16 protein-coding genes are annotated in these 17,275 nt (G+C 60.0%); 7 read left to right on the forward strand and 9 right to left on the reverse strand.

The window, feature by feature from the left end:
* The 6 genes from AB7F49_RS31530 to AB7F49_RS31555 form a co-directional block, all read left to right on the forward strand.
* Nucleotides 1-327: cytochrome b/b6 domain-containing protein (locus AB7F49_RS31530; protein ID WP_428529792.1), on the forward strand; the 327-nt coding region annotated here is incomplete at its 5' end.
* A gap of 211 nt (nt 328-538) precedes the next feature.
* Nucleotides 539-907: a PRC-barrel domain-containing protein gene (locus AB7F49_RS31535; RefSeq protein ID WP_428529793.1), complete on the forward strand. Its 369-nt coding sequence runs from the start codon at nt 539-541 to the stop codon at nt 905-907.
* A gap of 534 nt (nt 908-1,441) precedes the next feature.
* Nucleotides 1,442-3,817: a phosphoketolase family protein gene (locus tag AB7F49_RS31540; protein WP_428529794.1), complete on the forward strand. Its 2,376-nt coding sequence runs from the start codon at nt 1,442-1,444 to the stop codon at nt 3,815-3,817.
* A gap of 11 nt (nt 3,818-3,828) precedes the next feature.
* Nucleotides 3,829-4,974, forward strand: a complete 1,146-nt coding sequence (locus tag AB7F49_RS31545) for an acetate/propionate family kinase (RefSeq protein ID WP_428529795.1) — start codon at nt 3,829-3,831, stop codon at nt 4,972-4,974.
* Nucleotides 4,975-5,546: 572 nt separating this feature from the next.
* Entirely contained in the window at nt 5,547-6,275 is a 729-nt protein-coding gene (locus tag AB7F49_RS31550) for a short-chain dehydrogenase/reductase (protein ID WP_428529806.1), read from the forward strand.
* A 19-nt stretch (nt 6,276-6,294) separates the two neighbouring features.
* The gene (locus AB7F49_RS31555) at nt 6,295-7,173 is read left to right on the forward strand and encodes an alpha/beta fold hydrolase (RefSeq protein WP_428529796.1); all 879 of its coding nucleotides are present in this window, start codon (nt 6,295-6,297) and stop codon (nt 7,171-7,173) included.
* A gap of 170 nt (nt 7,174-7,343) precedes the next feature.
* Here the strand turns inward: AB7F49_RS31555 and AB7F49_RS31560 are convergent, their stop codons facing one another.
* From AB7F49_RS31560 to AB7F49_RS31595, 8 genes are all read right to left on the reverse strand, one after another.
* Nucleotides 7,344-8,084: an ABC transporter ATP-binding protein gene (locus tag AB7F49_RS31560; RefSeq protein ID WP_428529797.1), complete on the reverse strand. Its 741-nt coding sequence runs from the start codon at nt 8,082-8,084 to the stop codon at nt 7,344-7,346.
* Nucleotides 8,081-8,851, reverse strand: coding sequence for an ABC transporter ATP-binding protein (locus tag AB7F49_RS31565; protein ID WP_428529798.1), 771 nt, complete (start codon nt 8,849-8,851; stop codon nt 8,081-8,083). Before AB7F49_RS31565 ends, AB7F49_RS31560 begins: the two co-directional genes overlap by 4 nt.
* Nucleotides 8,848-9,858 carry a branched-chain amino acid ABC transporter permease gene (locus tag AB7F49_RS31570; RefSeq protein ID WP_428529799.1) on the reverse strand — a complete coding sequence of 337 codons (1,011 nt, stop codon included), beginning with the start codon at nt 9,856-9,858 and terminating at the stop codon, nt 8,848-8,850. The genes AB7F49_RS31565 and AB7F49_RS31570 overlap by 4 nt, the downstream gene beginning before the upstream one ends.
* Nucleotides 9,851-10,735, reverse strand: coding sequence for a branched-chain amino acid ABC transporter permease (locus tag AB7F49_RS31575; RefSeq protein WP_428529800.1), 885 nt, complete (start codon nt 10,733-10,735; stop codon nt 9,851-9,853). The genes AB7F49_RS31570 and AB7F49_RS31575 overlap by 8 nt, the downstream gene beginning before the upstream one ends.
* A 4-nt stretch (nt 10,736-10,739) precedes the next feature.
* Nucleotides 10,740-11,894, reverse strand: coding sequence for an ABC transporter substrate-binding protein (locus AB7F49_RS31580; protein WP_428529801.1), 1,155 nt, complete (start codon nt 11,892-11,894; stop codon nt 10,740-10,742).
* 110 nt (nt 11,895-12,004) lie between these two features.
* Nucleotides 12,005-12,529, reverse strand: coding sequence for an integrase core domain-containing protein (locus AB7F49_RS31585; RefSeq protein WP_428529807.1), 525 nt, complete (start codon nt 12,527-12,529; stop codon nt 12,005-12,007).
* Nucleotides 12,530-12,619: 90 nt separating this feature from the next.
* The gene (locus AB7F49_RS31590) at nt 12,620-14,209 is read right to left on the reverse strand and encodes an ABC transporter substrate-binding protein (RefSeq protein ID WP_428529802.1); all 1,590 of its coding nucleotides are present in this window, start codon (nt 14,207-14,209) and stop codon (nt 12,620-12,622) included.
* Nucleotides 14,210-14,317: 108 nt separating this feature from the next.
* Complete coding sequence (locus AB7F49_RS31595) at nt 14,318-14,821, reverse strand: nuclear transport factor 2 family protein (RefSeq protein WP_428529803.1); 504 nt, start codon at nt 14,819-14,821, stop codon at nt 14,318-14,320.
* Between the two features lie 491 nt (nt 14,822-15,312).
* Here AB7F49_RS31595 and AB7F49_RS31600 point away from each other — a divergent pair, with 491 nt between their 5' ends.
* Nucleotides 15,313-16,227: a DUF6282 family protein gene (locus tag AB7F49_RS31600; protein WP_428529804.1), complete on the forward strand. Its 915-nt coding sequence runs from the start codon at nt 15,313-15,315 to the stop codon at nt 16,225-16,227.
* 24 nt (nt 16,228-16,251) lie between these two features.
* Here the strand turns inward: AB7F49_RS31600 and AB7F49_RS31605 are convergent, their stop codons facing one another.
* Complete coding sequence (locus tag AB7F49_RS31605; protein WP_428529805.1) at nt 16,252-17,040, reverse strand: GntR family transcriptional regulator; 789 nt, start codon at nt 17,038-17,040, stop codon at nt 16,252-16,254.
* Nucleotides 17,041-17,275: the final 235 nt, after the last annotated feature.

The raw sequence follows: 17,275 nt of genomic DNA on the forward strand, positions 1-17,275 counted from the left end.
GTCAGGCCTCCCCGGGAAGTGCTCGCCTATCTTCGCGACGTCGCTCTGCTCCGGGCTCCCCGCTATATCGGCCACAACCCCGCTGGCGGGGCCATGATAATTGCTCTGCTCGCCGCACTCATGGGAACCGCCATCACGGGCTACATGATGACGACCGATGCCTATTGGGGTGCCAAATGGGTAGAAGAAGTCCACCAGACGTTGGCAAACCTCACCATGGGTCTCGTGGTGGTACACGTACTGGGCGTGCTGGTCGCCAGCTTCGAGCACCGCGAAAATCTTGTGAAGGCGATGATTACGGGTCGCAAACGAGCTAAAGGCGAGTGAGGAACTGCTATCGCACGCCCCTCGTTCGATATCGCGAATAGGTCATCAAGCAAAAGGCGGAGACCGTACGCTTACGGTCGAGGGTGACCGTGTCACCGTCAATGATAATGATCTGCGCCGCGTTCATGGAGCTTCTGCATTTCACTTTGAGGAAATGGGAACGTGCGGGTGCTGCGGCCGTTGTAAAGCCACACCCCGAAGGAGAACAACAATGGCAACAGAAACGCGCGAAACAGCCGGCCTCATCGGAAGCGACAAGGTCGAAGGCACGAATGTGTACGGAGCGGATGACAAGAAAATCGGTTCGGTCGAGCACCTTATGATCGAGAAGCGCAGCGGTAAGGTTTCTTACGCCGTCCTTAGCTTTGGGGGATTTCTAGGTATCGGCGACGATCATTATCCCCTCCCCTGGGCCACCCTAAATTACGACACCAATCTCGGAGGCTACCGCACCGACATAACGGAAGCTCAATTGAAGGGCGCTCCCAAATACGGCGCGAAAGAAAATTGGGACTGGGAGGATCGGAACCGCGGCAAGGCTGTTTACGACTACTACGGCACGCCTTGGATGCCGTACTGATCATTGCGCTAAGTCGACCTAGAAGTCCCGGCCAGTCGCCGGGACCCGCCTTTGCGAGGCGGATACGAGGTGGGCCGCAATGCACCATCTGGTCTAAGGCCAAATTTGGCGGCGTGATGGTGCCGGAGACGGCGTCGCAATGCGGTTCACGACTTTCTGGATCGAGGTGGAACGCGGATGGCCGCTTTCGGCTTGTGCTAATACTAGCCCAACTGCGTATTGGAGGATCTTCCTGCCCGAATGGCGGAGACCAATTAGTTGCCCTTCAATCCTGAAGTTGGGCGAACCCCGTTCCGAACTGAAGAAGCCGACCTCTACGCTCCATTGTCATAGAATCGACGCGGCCGTTAGGCGGAGTTGGCGGTCCCCCGTCCCGGACTTTACCATAGCGTTCCGAAGTCCTGCGCTCGCTAGGGTTCGCTAAGAGTAAGGTTCCTGTCGGACATGGGGTCCATCTGAAGTAGGCCCCTGGCAGCGGGCAGAACCTCAAACCTGCGCGGACGCTTGATCTGCGATGCCATGGAAGAAATCAACATGGTCGTTTCCCTAGCCGAGAAAGAGCTTCGGCTCATTGATCGCTATTGGCATGCCGCAAACTATCTGGCCGTTGGCCAGATCTACCTGTTGGACAATCCGCTCCTCCGCGAGCCCTTGCGGCCCGACCACATTAAGCCGCGGCTGCTTGGCCATTGGGGAACAACGCCCGGCCTGAATTTCATTTACGCCCATCTCAACCGGGTCATTAAAGCACGCGACCTGAACATGATCTATGTCTGCGGCCCTGGTCATGGCGGACCGGGGATGGTGGCGAACACCTATCTCGAAGGCTCCTACACCGAGATCTACCCCGATATCAGCCGCGACACGGAGGGCCTACGAAAGCTGTTTCGCCAGTTCTCCTTTCCCGGCGGAATTCCAAGCCACGCCGCGCCGGAAACACCCGGCTCGATCCACGAGGGGGGTGAACTCGGCTACGCGCTGGTCCATGCTTACGGCGCCGCTTTCGACAATCCGGATCTTGTCGTCGCCTGCGTGATTGGCGACGGCGAGGCCGAAACAGGCCCCCTCGCGGCTTCATGGCATTCAAACAAATTCCTTAATCCAATCCATGACGGCGCCGTCCTGCCGATCCTGCATCTCAATGGCTACAAGATCGCCAATCCGACGATCCTTGGCCGCTTGGACGACGACGAGCTATTCAGTCTCCTGAGAGGTTATGGTCACGAGCCGCTGGCGGTGGAAGGCCATGAGCCGGACGGGATGCACCGGCGCATGGCGCAGGTTCTCGATGACGCGCTCGAGCGCATCGCGGATATCCAGCGCCGCGCAAGAGCGGGCGGCGCGGATGGGCGGCCCCGTTGGCCGATGATTGTCCTGCGCAGCCCGAAGGGCTGGACAGGTCCAAAAGAAGTCGACGGGAAGAAGGTCGAAGGTTTTTGGCGCGCCCACCAAGTGCCCGTTGACAATGTCAGGACCAATCCGGACCATCTGACAATCCTTGAAACGTGGCTGCGCAGCTACCGGCCGGAAACGCTTTTCGACGCCGACGGGCGGCTAGTCCCTGACCTGCAGGCGCTGGCGCCGACCGGTGTCCGACGGATGGGCGCAAATCCGCATGCGAACGGCGGGGTGCTGAGACGCAAACTTGAGCTGCCCGACTATCGCGCGCATGCGGCCGAAGTGCCGAAACCTGGCGCGTCGATGGGGGAAGCTACCCGGATCATGGGCGGCCTCCTGCGCGACGTGATCCGCCTCAATGCCCAGACGCGAACGTTCCGGCTGATGGGGCCCGACGAAACCAGCTCAAACAGATTGGACGACGTGTTCGAGGCGACCGACCGGGTCTGGATGGAAGCGACCGAGCCCTACGACGTCCATCTGGCGCCGGAGGGTCGCGTCATGGAGGTGCTGAGCGAGCATCTGTGCCAGGGATGGCTCGAAGGATACCTGCTGACGGGCCGGCACGGCCTGTTCAATTGCTACGAGGCCTTCGTGCACATCGTCGATTCGATGTTCAACCAGCATGCAAAATGGCTGGAGGTGTCGCGGCGCCTGCCATGGCGGCGTCCGATCGCCTCACTGAACTATCTCCTCAGCTCGCACGTCTGGCGACAGGACCACAACGGCTTCAGCCACCAGGACCCGGGCTTTGTCGACCTCGTCGCAAACAAGGATGCCGACATTGTCCGCATCTACCTGCCGCCCGATGCCAACACCCTGCTGTGGGTGACCGACCATTGTCTGCGGACCTATGACCGCGTCAATGTCATCGTTGCGGGCAAACAGCCGTCGCCGCAGTGGCTGACGATGCAGGAGGCCGAGGCGCACTGCGCCGCCGGCGTCGGCATCTGGCCATGGGCGGGTACAGAAGGGGCTCGGTCTCCCGACATAGTTATGGCTTGTGCCGGCGACGTACCCACGTTGGAGACGCTTGCCGCCGTCAGTCTTCTGCGAAAATTTTTTCCTGATCTCCGCATCCGAGTGGTGAATGTCGTCGACCTGATGACGCTGCAGCCGCGAGAACAGCACCCGCATGGGCTGTCTGACAGGGAGTTCGATCGCATCTTTCCACCCGACACGCCGGTGATCTTTGCCTACCACGGCTACCCCTATTTGATTCATCGCCTGACCTACAACCGGGCCAACCACGACAACATGCATGTCCACGGTTTCAGGGAGAAGGGTACGACGACCACGCCTTTCGATATGGTCGTCCTCAATGAACTCGACCGATACCACTTGGCGATCGCCGCGATCGAGCGGGTGCCCGCGCTGGCTCACCGAGGGACGGCCGCACGCCAAGCCTTCAACGCGAAGCTGATCGAGCACCACCGCTACATCCGTGAGCACGGACAGGACATGCCGGAGGTGCAGGAGTGGCATTGGCAGGGCCAGGAAAACATCGACTGAGGAAAGCGTGAATGCGCGCTGTTCTGGCGCTTAACTCCGGCTCATCGAGTGTCAAGTTCGCCCTCTATGAGGCGCAGGCCGCGGGTCTAGCCATTCTTTTTCGCGGCATGCTGGATCTACATGCGAGCGAGGGACGGTTCGAGATCAAGGATGCGGCCGGAAAGCCGGCTCGGGTTGGTGGCACGCCCATATCCGGTCCAAAGGACGACGTAGCCAAATCCTTGCTGCAGTACATCGGACAACTTTTGGATGGCCGCGAACTCGCAGCCGTCGGTCATCGGGTCGTTCACGGCGGCCCGAATTATATCTCGCCTGTTCGCATCGATGCCGAGGTCGTCGAAGATCTCGAGCAACTGACACCGCTGGCGCCGCTTCATCAGCCAGCCTGCCTTGATCCCATACGCACTATTCTGAAGTTGCGGCCCGACCTACCTCAAGTCGCGTGTTTCGACACCGCCTTTCATCATGACATCGCTTCGAGTTATCGGCGGTTTCCGCTGCCTCTCGACTTCGAGGCGAAAGGCATTCGCCGCTATGGCTTTCATGGGCTTTCGTTCGAATATATCGCGCGGCAATTCGATGACCGCGACGTGCGCATGGTTGTCGCACATCTCGGCAGCGGATGCAGCCTCTGTGCGATCCACAACGGGAAGAGCATCAACACAACGATGAGTCTGACCCCGCTCGACGGCCTCATGATGGCGACGCGAAGCGGCGCGGTCGATCCCGGCCTTTTGCTGTACCTCCAACAGACCGAGAAAATGTCGGCGGCTGAGGTCGAACACCTACTTTATCGCAAGGCCGGGCTACTTGGCGTGTCAGGCGCATCCGCCGACATGCGGGATCTGCTCGGAAGCGACAAAGCGTCAGCCAAGGAAGCGATCGATCAGTTCTGCGCCCGGATTGCTGAACAGATCGCAGTGATGGCCACGGCGATGCACGGAATGGACGTGCTCGTCTTCACCGGGGGCATCGGCGGGAACAGCCGGGAAGTTCGTGGCAACGTGTGCGCTCGGTTGCAGTGGCTCGGCGTACGCGAACAAAACCAAGACAAGAACGAGCCTGGAGGCATTGAAGTGCTTGCCATGCCGACGGACGAGGAACTTGTTATCGCCACTCACACGGTGGGAATAGTCCGCCCCGCCAGTTCGGCCTAGCGTGGGATCAGGCTCTCCTCGAGGGCATGCACGACGGCATGTGAAGTCATCGTTAGCGGCCGAGCGTCGTGGATGCTTGAGCGCAATACCGCTGTGGTTCTCGCGGAGAAGTTTAGGGCTGTTTGGTGATGCTCCATCCGCCGTTGAGTCCGCTGAGGCGCGCTGCGATAAGTTGCTAAAAACTCCACAGAGACGATTGGTAGGGCCGCCGCTGCCGCACTCAAGCGCGCTCCCCGGGGAGCGTGTCGGCGCAGTTGCGCAGTAATGACCATAGCTTTCTCTTCGGCTCGCATGCAGAAACCAAGCAGGAGCGCTCAGCGGACGCTTCTATCCGGCCAACGACGTCATCTTGTCGCGCGCAGCGGCCTTCACTCAGAAGCAAAAACACGCGTATATTCTTATGTGCGTCAAGGCACGCATCGTGGATTGCCGCATAGCCGAGGCGCAGCGCCGGACGTTGCCGCACTTCGCGGGAAACCTCATAGTCTACCGTCGCCATTATCCTCCCCGGAGCCATCATGGATTTGAAACTTGCAGGAAAGACCGCGCTGATCACCGGCGCGTCGAAAGGGATCGGCCGCGCCGCCGCCGAAGTCTTCGCCGCCGAGGGCTGCAACGTCATCATCGTGGCGCGCAGCGCCGAGGCGCTCGCAGCGGCGAAGTCCGCGATCGCCCAGACATCCAACGTGCGCATCGACACCGTCGCCGCCGACCTTTCCGACAGTAAGGCCGTCGACAAGCTGGCGAAAGATTACCCCGACATCGACATTCTAGTGAACAACGCCGGCGCGATCCCAGGCGGCACGCTGCTCGACGTCAGCGAGGAGACGTGGCGCAAGGCGTGGGATTTGAAGGTCTTCGGCTACATCAATATGTGCCGGCACTATTACGCGCTGATGAAAGCGCGCAAGGACGGTGTCATTGTCAATGTCGTCGGCAACGCCGCCGACACGCACGATCCTGAATATATCTGCGGCGTCGCCGGAAACGCATCGCTGACAGCATTCAGCCAATCACTCGGCTGCGTCAGCGCCAAAGACGGAATTCGCGTCGTGGCGCTTAGCCCTGGCCCGGTGGAGACAGACCGGATCGTCGCGCTGATGAAGAAGAAGGCGAAAGACCGCACCGGCGACGAGAACAACTGGCAGGAATTGCGCAAGCCGCTGCCGTTCCAGCGCTGCGCGACACCCGAAGAAATCGGCGCGATGGCGGCTTTCCTTGCCTCACCACTTTCCGGCTACACGAGCGGATCCGTCGTGACGATCGACGCCGGACTCTCGGCGCGCGCAAGCGCATTCTGATCATCGAGGATTTAAAACTATGGCGCACCTGACGACCGACGATGGCGTGAAGCTTTATTATGAAGAGACGGGCAAAGGCATCCCCATCGTTTTCATCCACGAATTCGCCGGCGACTACCGCTCCTGGGAAATGCAGGTCCGCTACTTTTCCCGCTACTATCGTTGCATCACCGTCAATGCGCGAGGCTATCCGCCGTCGGAAGTGCCGAAGGACGGCAGCAAATACTCGCAGGAGCGGGCGCGCGACGATATCCGCGCGGTCATCGATGCGTTGAAGATCGACAAGGCGCATGTTGTCGGCCTTTCGATGGGTGGCTTCGCGACGCTGCATTTCGGCTTCACCTATCCGGATCGCGCACGCTCGCTGGTGATCGCCGGCTGCGGCTACGGTGCAGAGCCCGACAAGCGTGAGCAGTTCGCTGCCGAAGCAGCGGCGTCGGCGAAGCGCTTTGAAGAACTGACGATGGAAAAAGCCGCCGAAGGCTATGCGCTCGGCCCGACGCGCGTACAGCATCAGAACCGCGACCCGCGCGGCTGGCGCGAATTCGCCGACCAGCTCAAGGAGCACTCGACCGAGGGCGCAGTGCTGACCATGCGCGGCGTTCAGGCCAAGCGCCCATCCCTGTTCGAACTGGTCGAGAAGATGAAGGCCATCACGGCACCCACGCTGGTGATGACGGGCGACGAGGACTGGCCGTGCATCGAACCCAGCGTTCTGATGAAGAAGAACATCTCGACTGCCGCCTTGGTCGTGATGCCAAATGCCGGACACAACATCAATCTGGAGGACCCGGCGGCATTCAACGCGCATCTTGCGGAGTTGTTCGCGGCGGCGGACGCCGGCACCTGGCCGGTGCGTGACCCACGCGCGATGGCGGGGTCGATCTTGGGGAAGTAAGGCCTAATCCGTTCGGGTCGAAACATATCACCGTCATGCCCACCCTTGTGCCGGGCATCCGTGTCTTTAATCCAACCATGAAAGAAAGACGTAGATGGCCGGGACAAGCCCGGCCATGACGAAAACAAATGACCTGAGCGCGCCGCAGGCGCCGCCACCAATATGATCGGCTATTGCGCCTCCGCACGCGTGGCGGCCCGGCCAAGATACGCCTCGTGCACGCGCGGATCCTTGCCCAGCTCCGCGCTGGTGCCGGTCAGAAGAATGCTGCCGGTCTGCAGCACGTAGCCACGATGCGCCGTGTCTAGCGCATAACGCGCATTCTGCTCGACCAGAAGGACGGCGGTGCCACCTTCATTAATCGCGCGGATGGTGCGGAAGATGTCGCGAACGACGAGCGGCGCGAGACCGAGCGAAGGCTCGTCGAGACAGAGCAGCGTCGGCTCCGACATCATGGCGCGGCCGAGGACCAGCATCTGCTGCTCGCCGCCGGAGAGCGTTCCGGCATTCTGGCTCGCGCGCTCGCGCAAGCGCGGAAACATGTCGAAGATGCTTTCGATCATGCGCTTCACCTTCGCGCCGTCACCGCGATTTTTGAAACCGCCGAGCTCGAGATTCTCTCGAACGGTCAGGAAAGGGAACGCGCGGCGGCCCTCCGGCACCAGCGCAATGCCGCGCATGGTGCGCTCATGTGAGGGCAGACGCGTGATGTCCTCGCCGCGCAGACGGATCGCGCCGCTACGCGGGATTAACAGGCCGGCGATCGCACGCAACGTCGTCGATTTTCCCGCACCGTTCGCGCCGATCAGCGCGACGATCTCACCGTCGTTGACCTCGAGGGAAATGCCGCGACACACGGAAAGCTCGCCGTAAGCGAGTTCGAGATTCTCGGCCGAGAGAAGCACGCTCACGTCAACTCTCCGCCGAGATAAGCCGACACGACCGCTGGATCCTTTTGCACATCCGATGGGATGCCCTCGAACAGGCGTTGCCCGTAATCCATCACGAGGATGCGGTCCGCGACGGTCATCACCAGTTCCATATTGTGCTCGACGATCACCACCGTCACGTCGCGCTTGCGCGTCGTCTGGATGCGGTCGAGCAGCGTATCAACCTCGGCGGCGTTGAGCCCGGCCGCAGGCTCATCGATCAGCAGCAGCTTCGGCCGCGTCGCCAGCGCGCGCGCATATTCGAGCATGCGCTGCTCGCCGTAGGAAAGCGAACCGGCAAGCGTGTCGTACCGCCTTGCGAGCCCCATGAAGGAGAGAAGCTCCATCGCCTCCTCCCGACAGCGGGCGTGATCGCGGCGGAACGCACCGCCGTGGATAAGGTACTGCCAGGTTGGAATGTCGTGGTGGATGTGGAAGCCGGCCACCACGTTGTCGAGCACGGAAAGCTGCTTGAACAACCGTATCTTCTGGAAGGTACGCGCAATGCCGAGCCGGACGCGCCGATACGATGGCATTCCGGCCATGTCGGCGCCATCAAAGGTGAGCGAGCCGGTGTCCGGCTGATAGACGCCGCTAATCAGGTTCAGCATCGTCGACTTGCCGGCGCCGTTCGGCCCGATGATGGCGAACACTGAATTCTGCGGAATGTCGTAGGAGACGTCGCGCACGGCGCGCACGCCGCCGAAGCTTTTGTGCAGGTTTTTGGCGCTGAGCAGGATTTCACTCATCGACCGCTCGCCACGCTCGCGCCGGCGAACTTCCGGCGGAGCAATTCCCAGCCCTGCACCAAGCCGCCCGGCATGAACAGCACGACGAGCGTCAGCGCGAGGCCGTAAACGACGAGGCGAAGATCGCCGATGTCACGCAGAAGCTCCGGCAAAAGCGTCAGCAGGATCGCGCCGAAGACGGGCCCGATCAGCGTGCCCATGCCGCCGACGATCACCATCGCGAGAACGGTGAAGGATTCCGTGATGAAGAACGCGTCCGGCACGAGCGTGCCGACGAAGGTGGCATAGAAACAACCCGCGGCGCCGCCGACAGCAGCGCCGACGCCGAAGGCGAAGACTTTCCAGGCGTTCGCGTTGATGCCGAGAGATTGGGCCGAGATCTCGTCCTCTCGCACGGCCGTGAGCGCTTCTCCGATCGGCGAGCGCACGAGTTGATCGAGCAGTAGGTAAGCCAGCAATGCGAAGGCGCTGACCAGATAGAACAGCGCGACCTGATTGCTGAACTCGATCGGCGGCAAACCGGGAATAGCGATCGCCGGAGGCGGCGGAATACCGTAGATGCCGAGCGGCCCCTGCGTGAGGCCGATCCAATTCAACAAAATCTGATGGACGATGACGGCGAAGCCGAGCGAGGCGATCGCGAGATAATGCCCGCGCAGCCGCACGGCGAACAGGGAGAGGATCATCCCGGCGAGCCCCGCAAAGGCGACGCCCGCCGCGAACGCCACCCAGAAGTGCACGCCGAATTTGGTGATCAGCAAGGTCGACACATACGCGCCAAGGCCATAGAACGCGGATTGCCCGAGGTTGAGCTGCCCCGCATAGCCAAGGATGAAATCAAGCCCGATCGCCAGCAGCACGTTGATGGCGCAGAGCGTAAGGTTGGTGCGCCAATAACCGCTGGTCAGCACCAGCGGCAGCACCGCAATGACGAGCGCCGCGCAAAGAAACGCGAGCCGCCGCCGCGACGACCGGTAAGCCGGGCCGGTCCCGACCGCGTCAGACATTTTCTTCCCGCCTTTCGGAGATCAATCCTGTCGGGCGGAAGACAAGCATCAGCAGCAGCAGGCCGAAGACGACGATGTCGATCAGGCCGGGATCGAGATACTGCGTGGTGAAGCTCTCGATCAGCCCGACCAGCAGGCCAGCGAGGATCGTGCCTTCGACATTGCCGAAACCGCCGATGATCACGATAGCAAACGCCTTCACGATCACGCTGGTGCCGGCGAAGGGAGTCAGCACCAGCACAGGGGCCAGCATCGCGCCCGCCATGCCGGCCAGAGCCGAAGAAAGCACGATGGTGAGCATGATGAGGTAATTCGGGTTTATCCCCATCAGCCCGGCCGTCTCGCGGTCCTGCGCAACGGCGCGCAGGGCCTTGCCGAGAAACGTGAACTTCATGAACGCGTAGAGAAGTGCGATGGTCGCAATCGACACCGCGACGATGATGATGCTCTGCTCGGTAAAGAAGGTGCCGGCGACCCGAAACACCCGCTGGCTGTAGGGCGTCTCGAACGCGTAGGGCACCGGGCCGAACACGGCCAGCATCGCGTTCTGCATCATGGTCGAGACGCCGATCGTCGCGATCAAAGGCAAAAGCTCGCTTCCCTTGTGTCTTAAGGGCTTAAAAATCGCGAGATTGATCGCGACACCTAGCAATGCGCCGACAAGCAGCGCGACTGCGATGCTCACCAGGTAGCCTCCGCCGAGCAGATGCATGAAGAAATACGCGGCGAAGGCGCCGAGCGTGACGAAGTCGGCGTGCGCGAAGTTGATCTGGACCAGCACGCCGTAGATCAGCGTGAGGCCCAGAGCCACGAGAACATACAGACTACCAAGGACGACGCCGTTGATGACCTGCTGCGCGACAATCGTTGCCGTCACGCGTCTAGTTCCACTTGAGCGCCGTCCAAGACAGATCCGGCTCGGTCCGCATGTAGTGGATCGTGTCCATCTTGATGTTCTGGTTGTGCTTGTTGAACTCAACGCTGCCCGTCACGCCTTGGAAGTCCTTGGTCGCGGCCAGCGTGTCGCGCATCGACTGCGCATCCTTGGCGCCGCGCTTCACGGCGTCGGCGATCAGCATGATCTGGTCGTAAGCGTGGGCATTGAGGTGCGTCGGGTCGGTGTTGAACTTGGCTTTGAAGGCGGAGATGAAGTTCTTCACGACGGGGCGCGTGTCGGTCGGATCGAATTGCACGATGCGGATGTAGCCCTCGGCGGCCTTGCCGGCTTTCTGCTCGAAGCCGAAGGGGAGCCAGATGGTGCCGAGTTGGATCGCCGAGCCCCCGCCGCCCTTCGTGACGCCGGCTTGCGCCAAGGCCTGCGTGATCTTCAGGCCCTGCCCCTCCAGCGTGTAGGTCGGGATCACGTCGGCCTTGCCGGCGCCGGCGACGCGCGTCGCAATGGCCGTGAAGTCGTTCACGTCGCGGCCAAAGCCGATATCCGCGATGATCTTGCCGCCGAGTTTCTCGAACGTGTCCTTGAACACCTTGGCGTTGCCTATGCCGGAATTCGTGTTCTCATAGAGCAGCACGGCAGTGCGCGCATTGAGCTTGTTGTAAGCCTGGGTCGCGATATCGACGCCTTGCATCACTTCGTCGGGCAGGATGCGGAAGGTGTAGGGATTGCCGGGCTCTGTGATCTTGATGGAGGACGACCCCGCGTTGAGCAGCGGAACCTTGGCCTGCGCGATGATCGGCATGATCGCAAGCGTCGCGTCGGAGCATTCCTCGCCGATGATCACATCCGGTTTGTACTGGTCGAGGAGGCGTTTGGCGGCTTGCGAGGCGGGGAGAGGTGCGCAGGCGGAATCTTCGTATTGCACGGTGAACTTATAGCCGTTCACGCCCTCTTTATTGACTTGCTCCAAGGCAAGCTCGACGCCCTGCTTGTCCTGCGCGCCGAAATACGCGCCCGGCCCTGATATCGGAAACAGCGCCCCAATCTTGATCGTCTTGTCTTGAGCATTCGCGTCACTGAAGGCGACCGCCGCGATCAAACTCAGCGCACTAACGGCCAGCATGAAATATCGCTTACGCATCGGTTCCCACTCCTCGGCAATTTTGTCACCCGGCCAACTGTAACAACGAATATGTCGCTCCCACAATCGGGCTGGGGGAGCCGGGACACCGACCCGCCATTATTGGACTTTCACGGTCGTTGTCTGGGACGAGTGTACGGCCCGGGTAGATCGAGGACGGGTGTTCGGAGGTATAGCTGATACATTTGGGCGTGTGTTGTGAGCTTTTTGGAGGACTGGCGATGCCGCGGCGGGAGGTGTCGGCGACTGCCGCCGGCACGTGCGGATGAGTAGGCTCGCGGCGGTTGCAACCGCCAGCATCTCGACGATGTGGTCTGAGCCCCGCACTTCATCCGGCGATGGGAAGAGTCCCAGTGGCATTTGAGCCCAACGGGGTCGGTGGGGCAACGGGGTGGGGCGCGGAGCCCAAGGTATAGCGCAGCGCTCCACCCCAATGCGGTTGTTGGACGCTGCGATCGGCGAACTCGACTGGCGTGAGATTTGCCGAGCGCGCTGCGCAGGCGGGCATTGTTGTAATCGTCTTTCCAAGCCGCCAGCACGGCTCGGACCTGAGCGAGCGAAGTGAACAGCGTCTCGCTGAGCAGTTCGTCGCGCAGGCGGGCATTGAAGCTCTTGATGACAAGACGCCTGCAAATATCGTCTCGGCGAGCGCGACCCGCTCTTCGTCTGAGAGCAGGTCGTGCAGACGACTCTTGATCGAGGCGCGATTTGAGCGAATGTTGGTCTCAGTGCGGATCCGCAAGCTTGATCCAGCGCATTTCATCCCCGGATCCGACCGGTGAGAAGCGCAAGTTCTGCACGCGGTCCGTGGCGCCGCGCAACTCCACGGTATTGTAGATCCAGATGTCGGGACTGTCGGCGACGACCAGTCGCGTCGCCTCTTCGTAAAGCGGCTGGCGTTCCTTTTGGTCGGTCAGCATCCGCGCCTTGCGCAGCAACTCATCGACCTTCGGATTCTTGTACCAAGCCGATGCTTTCCAGGTTCCGTGGAACTGGCTGTCGTACATCTGTCCGATCCAATTCTCCGGATCGACGAAATAAGTCGACACCCACGTGGTCCACATGTCCGGCGTGGTGTCGGCTTTCGCTGTGTTCGTCGTCATGTTCGACCAAGTATCGCCCACGATTTTGAGATTCACGCCGATCTGAGCGAGATCGCTTTGAAACAATTGGGCAGCCTGGTTGGTCTGCTCGAGTTGCGTGTTGATATGAATCTCGATCCGCCGGTCGATCGGCGCGCCTTCGGCTTTGGCCTTGTCGCAGTAGGCTTTGGCTTTCTTCAGATCGTAATCGTAAGCAACGACATCCTTCGGATAGCCCCAAAGCGTATTCGGCATCGGTGCGGGATTACGGACCGCATAGCCCTTGAGAATTTCCGTGATGAAACCTTCATAGTTGAAGGCGTGGGCGAAGCACTTCCTGGTGTTGATGTTGTCGAACGGTGGCTTGGAGTTGCTCATCTTCAGCACGAAAACGCGCATCGATGTATGCTTTTCGACGTGTACGCCCTTCGCTTTTTGAATGCGCTCGACCTGGTCGGTCGGCAGATAGGTATCCGTTATGTCGACAGTGCCTTTGAGCAGCGCCATCACCCGCGTCGATGTCTCGCGCGTCGGCAGAACCTGAACCTCCTTCGGCGCTTGCGGATTGTCGCTCCAGCCCAGGAAATGCTCCGGGTTCTGCTTGAGATCGGCGCGCTCCAGCGGACGATAGGTGGAAGGATCCAGGATATAGGCGCCCGATCCGGCATCGTTGGAGCCAAGCCACCCGGCGCCCCAATCGTTGTTCGTCTCGTGCGCCTTGAGAACGCGCGGATTGACGACCATCACGATCGGAATGGCGGACAGAAACGGCGCATAGGCATGCGTGAGCAGGAAGCGGACAGTATATTTGCCCGGTGCAGTCACATTGTCGGGCTTGAGAACCGGTTTGAAGGCGCCTGATGGACCTTTGCCGAGAGCGAGTACACGCTTGAAGCTGTAGACGACGTCCTGCGCGGTGACTTCGCTGCCGTCGTGAAATTTGGCGCCGTGGTGCAGTTTGAACTCGTAGGTCAGCCCGTCCGGTGAAACCGTGTAGGATTCGGCGAGCCACGGCTTCAGATCGGGTGGGTTGTCTTCGTAACGATACAGATTGTCGTAGACGTTCAGGCTGTAATGCTGCATCGGAACGTCGAAAATCTGATGCGGGTCGAGATTTCCCGGCAGCGTGTTACCCGACACGAGTACGTCCGGTTGCGCGGCATGAGCCTGTGGCGGCAACATGAGAACGCCGATGACCGCGCCCGCATATGCCAGAGCTTTCAAAGCCGACATTGTGCTCCCCTTCTTGATAGTGCACCCTCGACGACACATCCGTGTCGATTTGCCGCCCCTACCGCGCGGCAAACATCGCGCGCACAATCGCGCTGCCTAAGAATAAGGTCACGGTGTCAATTCGCGGCCCAGCAATTCTCTCGACTCCTTCGAACCGGTCAAAAGGCGCAGAATGCGCCGCTCGATCTTCCAGCGACCGTTTTGGCGCACAAGCTCCCAGCGGTTGGACGTGATGCGCGGGCTGACGAAAGTCTCCCCATTCCATTGAACGAGCTGATTATGATTGGTCGCGACCGCGCGGTCGCCGTCGATCACGACGTGCGGAGCGGTCATCAGGTGCGCCATTCCATGCTCGCGCGCCTTGCGCACTGCCGGCCCCGTTGTCTCTTCGATGATCTTGTCGACGCCATAGGCGCCAAGATAATTGCCGCTATGTTCCGCTGGATTCTCGTTTCCACGATCGAAAATGCCGGTTGGCGACCATGCGGACCGCGCATATTCCGAGGAGCCACTGTCGAGCGCGAGCGGATAGCTCATGATGAGTTGGATGATGTCGAGCCTGTCCTCCAACGCCTGGATACGTTTCGCCAGATCTTGTTGATCGTTGTCCATTCCAGTTTCCTCTTGTCGAATGCGTGGTCGTAGGTAAACAACCTTACGACGATCATGCTTCTATATTGCTGCAACTGCACCATTGTGGCGTAGGCCCTACGGCCGATCAATTCGCATAACGAGGATCGAAGCGGGACGCATCGGTCAACCCACAATGCTTGCACAAACTGACGCTACAGTCTGTAGCTGATAGACATTTCTCCTCGCGCCCTGCTATCCCTTCTTTGACAAGCTCATGCTGAGCACTGCCACGACAAAACTTCTTCTTGAGCGAATTGACAGAAGAGCGAGGCAATCGCCGTCGTTATTGGTTTCTCAGTTGATCCACTGGACAGTTGCCCTAAAGACTGACGCTCGGAGAATGTTTCTTCTAACCCGAAGCGTCTAAGCACTGATATGTTAGCAGCCTGCTCATCCCACATTCTTCCGCATTCGCACGAGGATGCAGGAATGGCAGACACGTAACCCAACTCTACCCCAGGATGCCTCTGATGAACGACAAACTTGATGCCGGTGAAGTGAATGATCTTATGGTGGGCGGCATTGACGTCCATATCCACTCCAATCCGCATACTTTCCCGGATATTCACGCTCAGGACGTTATCGGGCTCGCGCAGCAAGCGCATCAGGCCGGCATGCGCGCTATGATCGTCAAGGATATCGGTCCCACAACGACGGGGGCAGCCTATGTTGTTACCCGCCTTGGACCAGGCATCCCCATTTTCGGCGCGCATGTGATGAATGTCGCCACCGGAGGCATCAATCCGCGAGGGGTCTGGATCGCGCTCAATCACGGCGACGGAGCCAAAGTTGTTCATTTCCCGACCGGCGACACAAAAAATCATACAGATTATCGCAGGAAATTTTACGCCGGCGTCAATCCTCCGCTACCGGACCACATGACGATTACGGTGTTGAAGGACGACGAACTTATTCCCGAAGCAAAAGAAGTCATTGGCCTCGTCAAAGAAAAGGGAGCGTTTCTCGCCACCAGTCACTTGTCGGCGACCGAGTCTCATGCCGTCGTGAAGGAAGCTAAGAATCAGGGCCTCGACCGCATCATCATCAGTCACGCGCTCTGGGCCATGACACGCCTGACACTCGAGGATCTCAAGCATTTTGCGTCGATCGGCTGCTTGATCGAATTCGAATTTTGCCTTGCAACGCCGCTAATGCACTTTGTGCACGGCGAGACACCGATCGATCCTCGCATCATCGCGAAGACGATCAAAGAGGTCGGAGCGGAGCATTCCTTCATCAGCTCAGACCTTGGACAGCTTTACTCTCCGCTTCCCGTCGAAGGCATGCGCAGCTATGTCGCCATTCTCCGTCGGTGCGGCATTTCAGCCGATGAGATTCGCAGGATGTTTCACCACAATCCGGCGCGGATAGCAGGTCTAGAATAACGCCCGCCAAGACCCAACACGGGACTATCGCAGGGCCTTGGGCGACGAATTACCCGCAATCGTGCTTCGGCCGCCCTCGGCTCGCTCGGGGGCGCGCCATAAATCGCTGCGACGGATGGCTTCCTGCACCAGCACCTTGGTAAGACTATAATGCTCTCGCAGAATGGAGCAGGCTTTGTCGGCATCCCCCCTTAATGCGGACCTTACCAGCCGGCAATGTTCGTTAAATGGATCCCGCGTGCTTAGTCCGAGCGGGCGCGCCAAACGACGATAGCGCTCGCTTTGTTCTCGAAGTATTTCCGAAAAGCGAAGAACCCACGCCAAATCGCATCCCTTGATAAGGGTACGATGAAAACGGTCATGAAGAGGATTCCAAGCCTCATTATGCTCAGTTGGATCCCGCGGGTTCATATACGGAATGGCGCAAAGCGCTTTCCAGACTGAATCCAACTCTGCGCGCCAACTCTCGTCACCATTGGCAATGGCGCGCCGCAATGCCAGGCTCTCAAGTTCGATGCGCGTCTCTACGATATCATTGAGGTCATTTTCAGAGACCTGGCTAACGCGAAAACCACGCTGATCCTCGGCTGTCACCATGCCGTCGGCAACAAGACGCGACAGCGCTTCGCGAACGGCTGCAAGGCTCACGTCGAAGCGCTTGGCGATGGCGGCCGTGCTGAGTTTCATACCTGGGGCCAGGCGGCAGCGCAGAATGTCGTCGCGCAGTTGGTCCAGCACGGCCGAGGTCAGGGAACGCGGGCGACGCCCCGGTTCCGTCATACCTTCCAGATCGAACGGTGACCGCGAGAACATGCTGTCTTCCTTGGATCGATGCTGAAGGTTACTATCTACAGGTTGCAAGTATTTTACAATTCATCCCAACCGCGACCTGGGCAGTGTCGGCCACATCAACCCGAAGAAAGCCGCTGTCCGGCTTCGCCGTCGAAGAGATGCACCAGCTTGATCTCCGGCCGCAGGCGAACCTTGTCGCCCGGCCTGAATTGATGGCGCTCGCGGAACACCGCGATGATGTCCTCGCCGCCGATCT

It is taken from the genome of Pseudorhodoplanes sp. (assembly GCF_050250235.1).
In the GTDB taxonomy this organism is placed as follows: Bacteria; Pseudomonadota; Alphaproteobacteria; order Rhizobiales; family Xanthobacteraceae; genus Pseudorhodoplanes.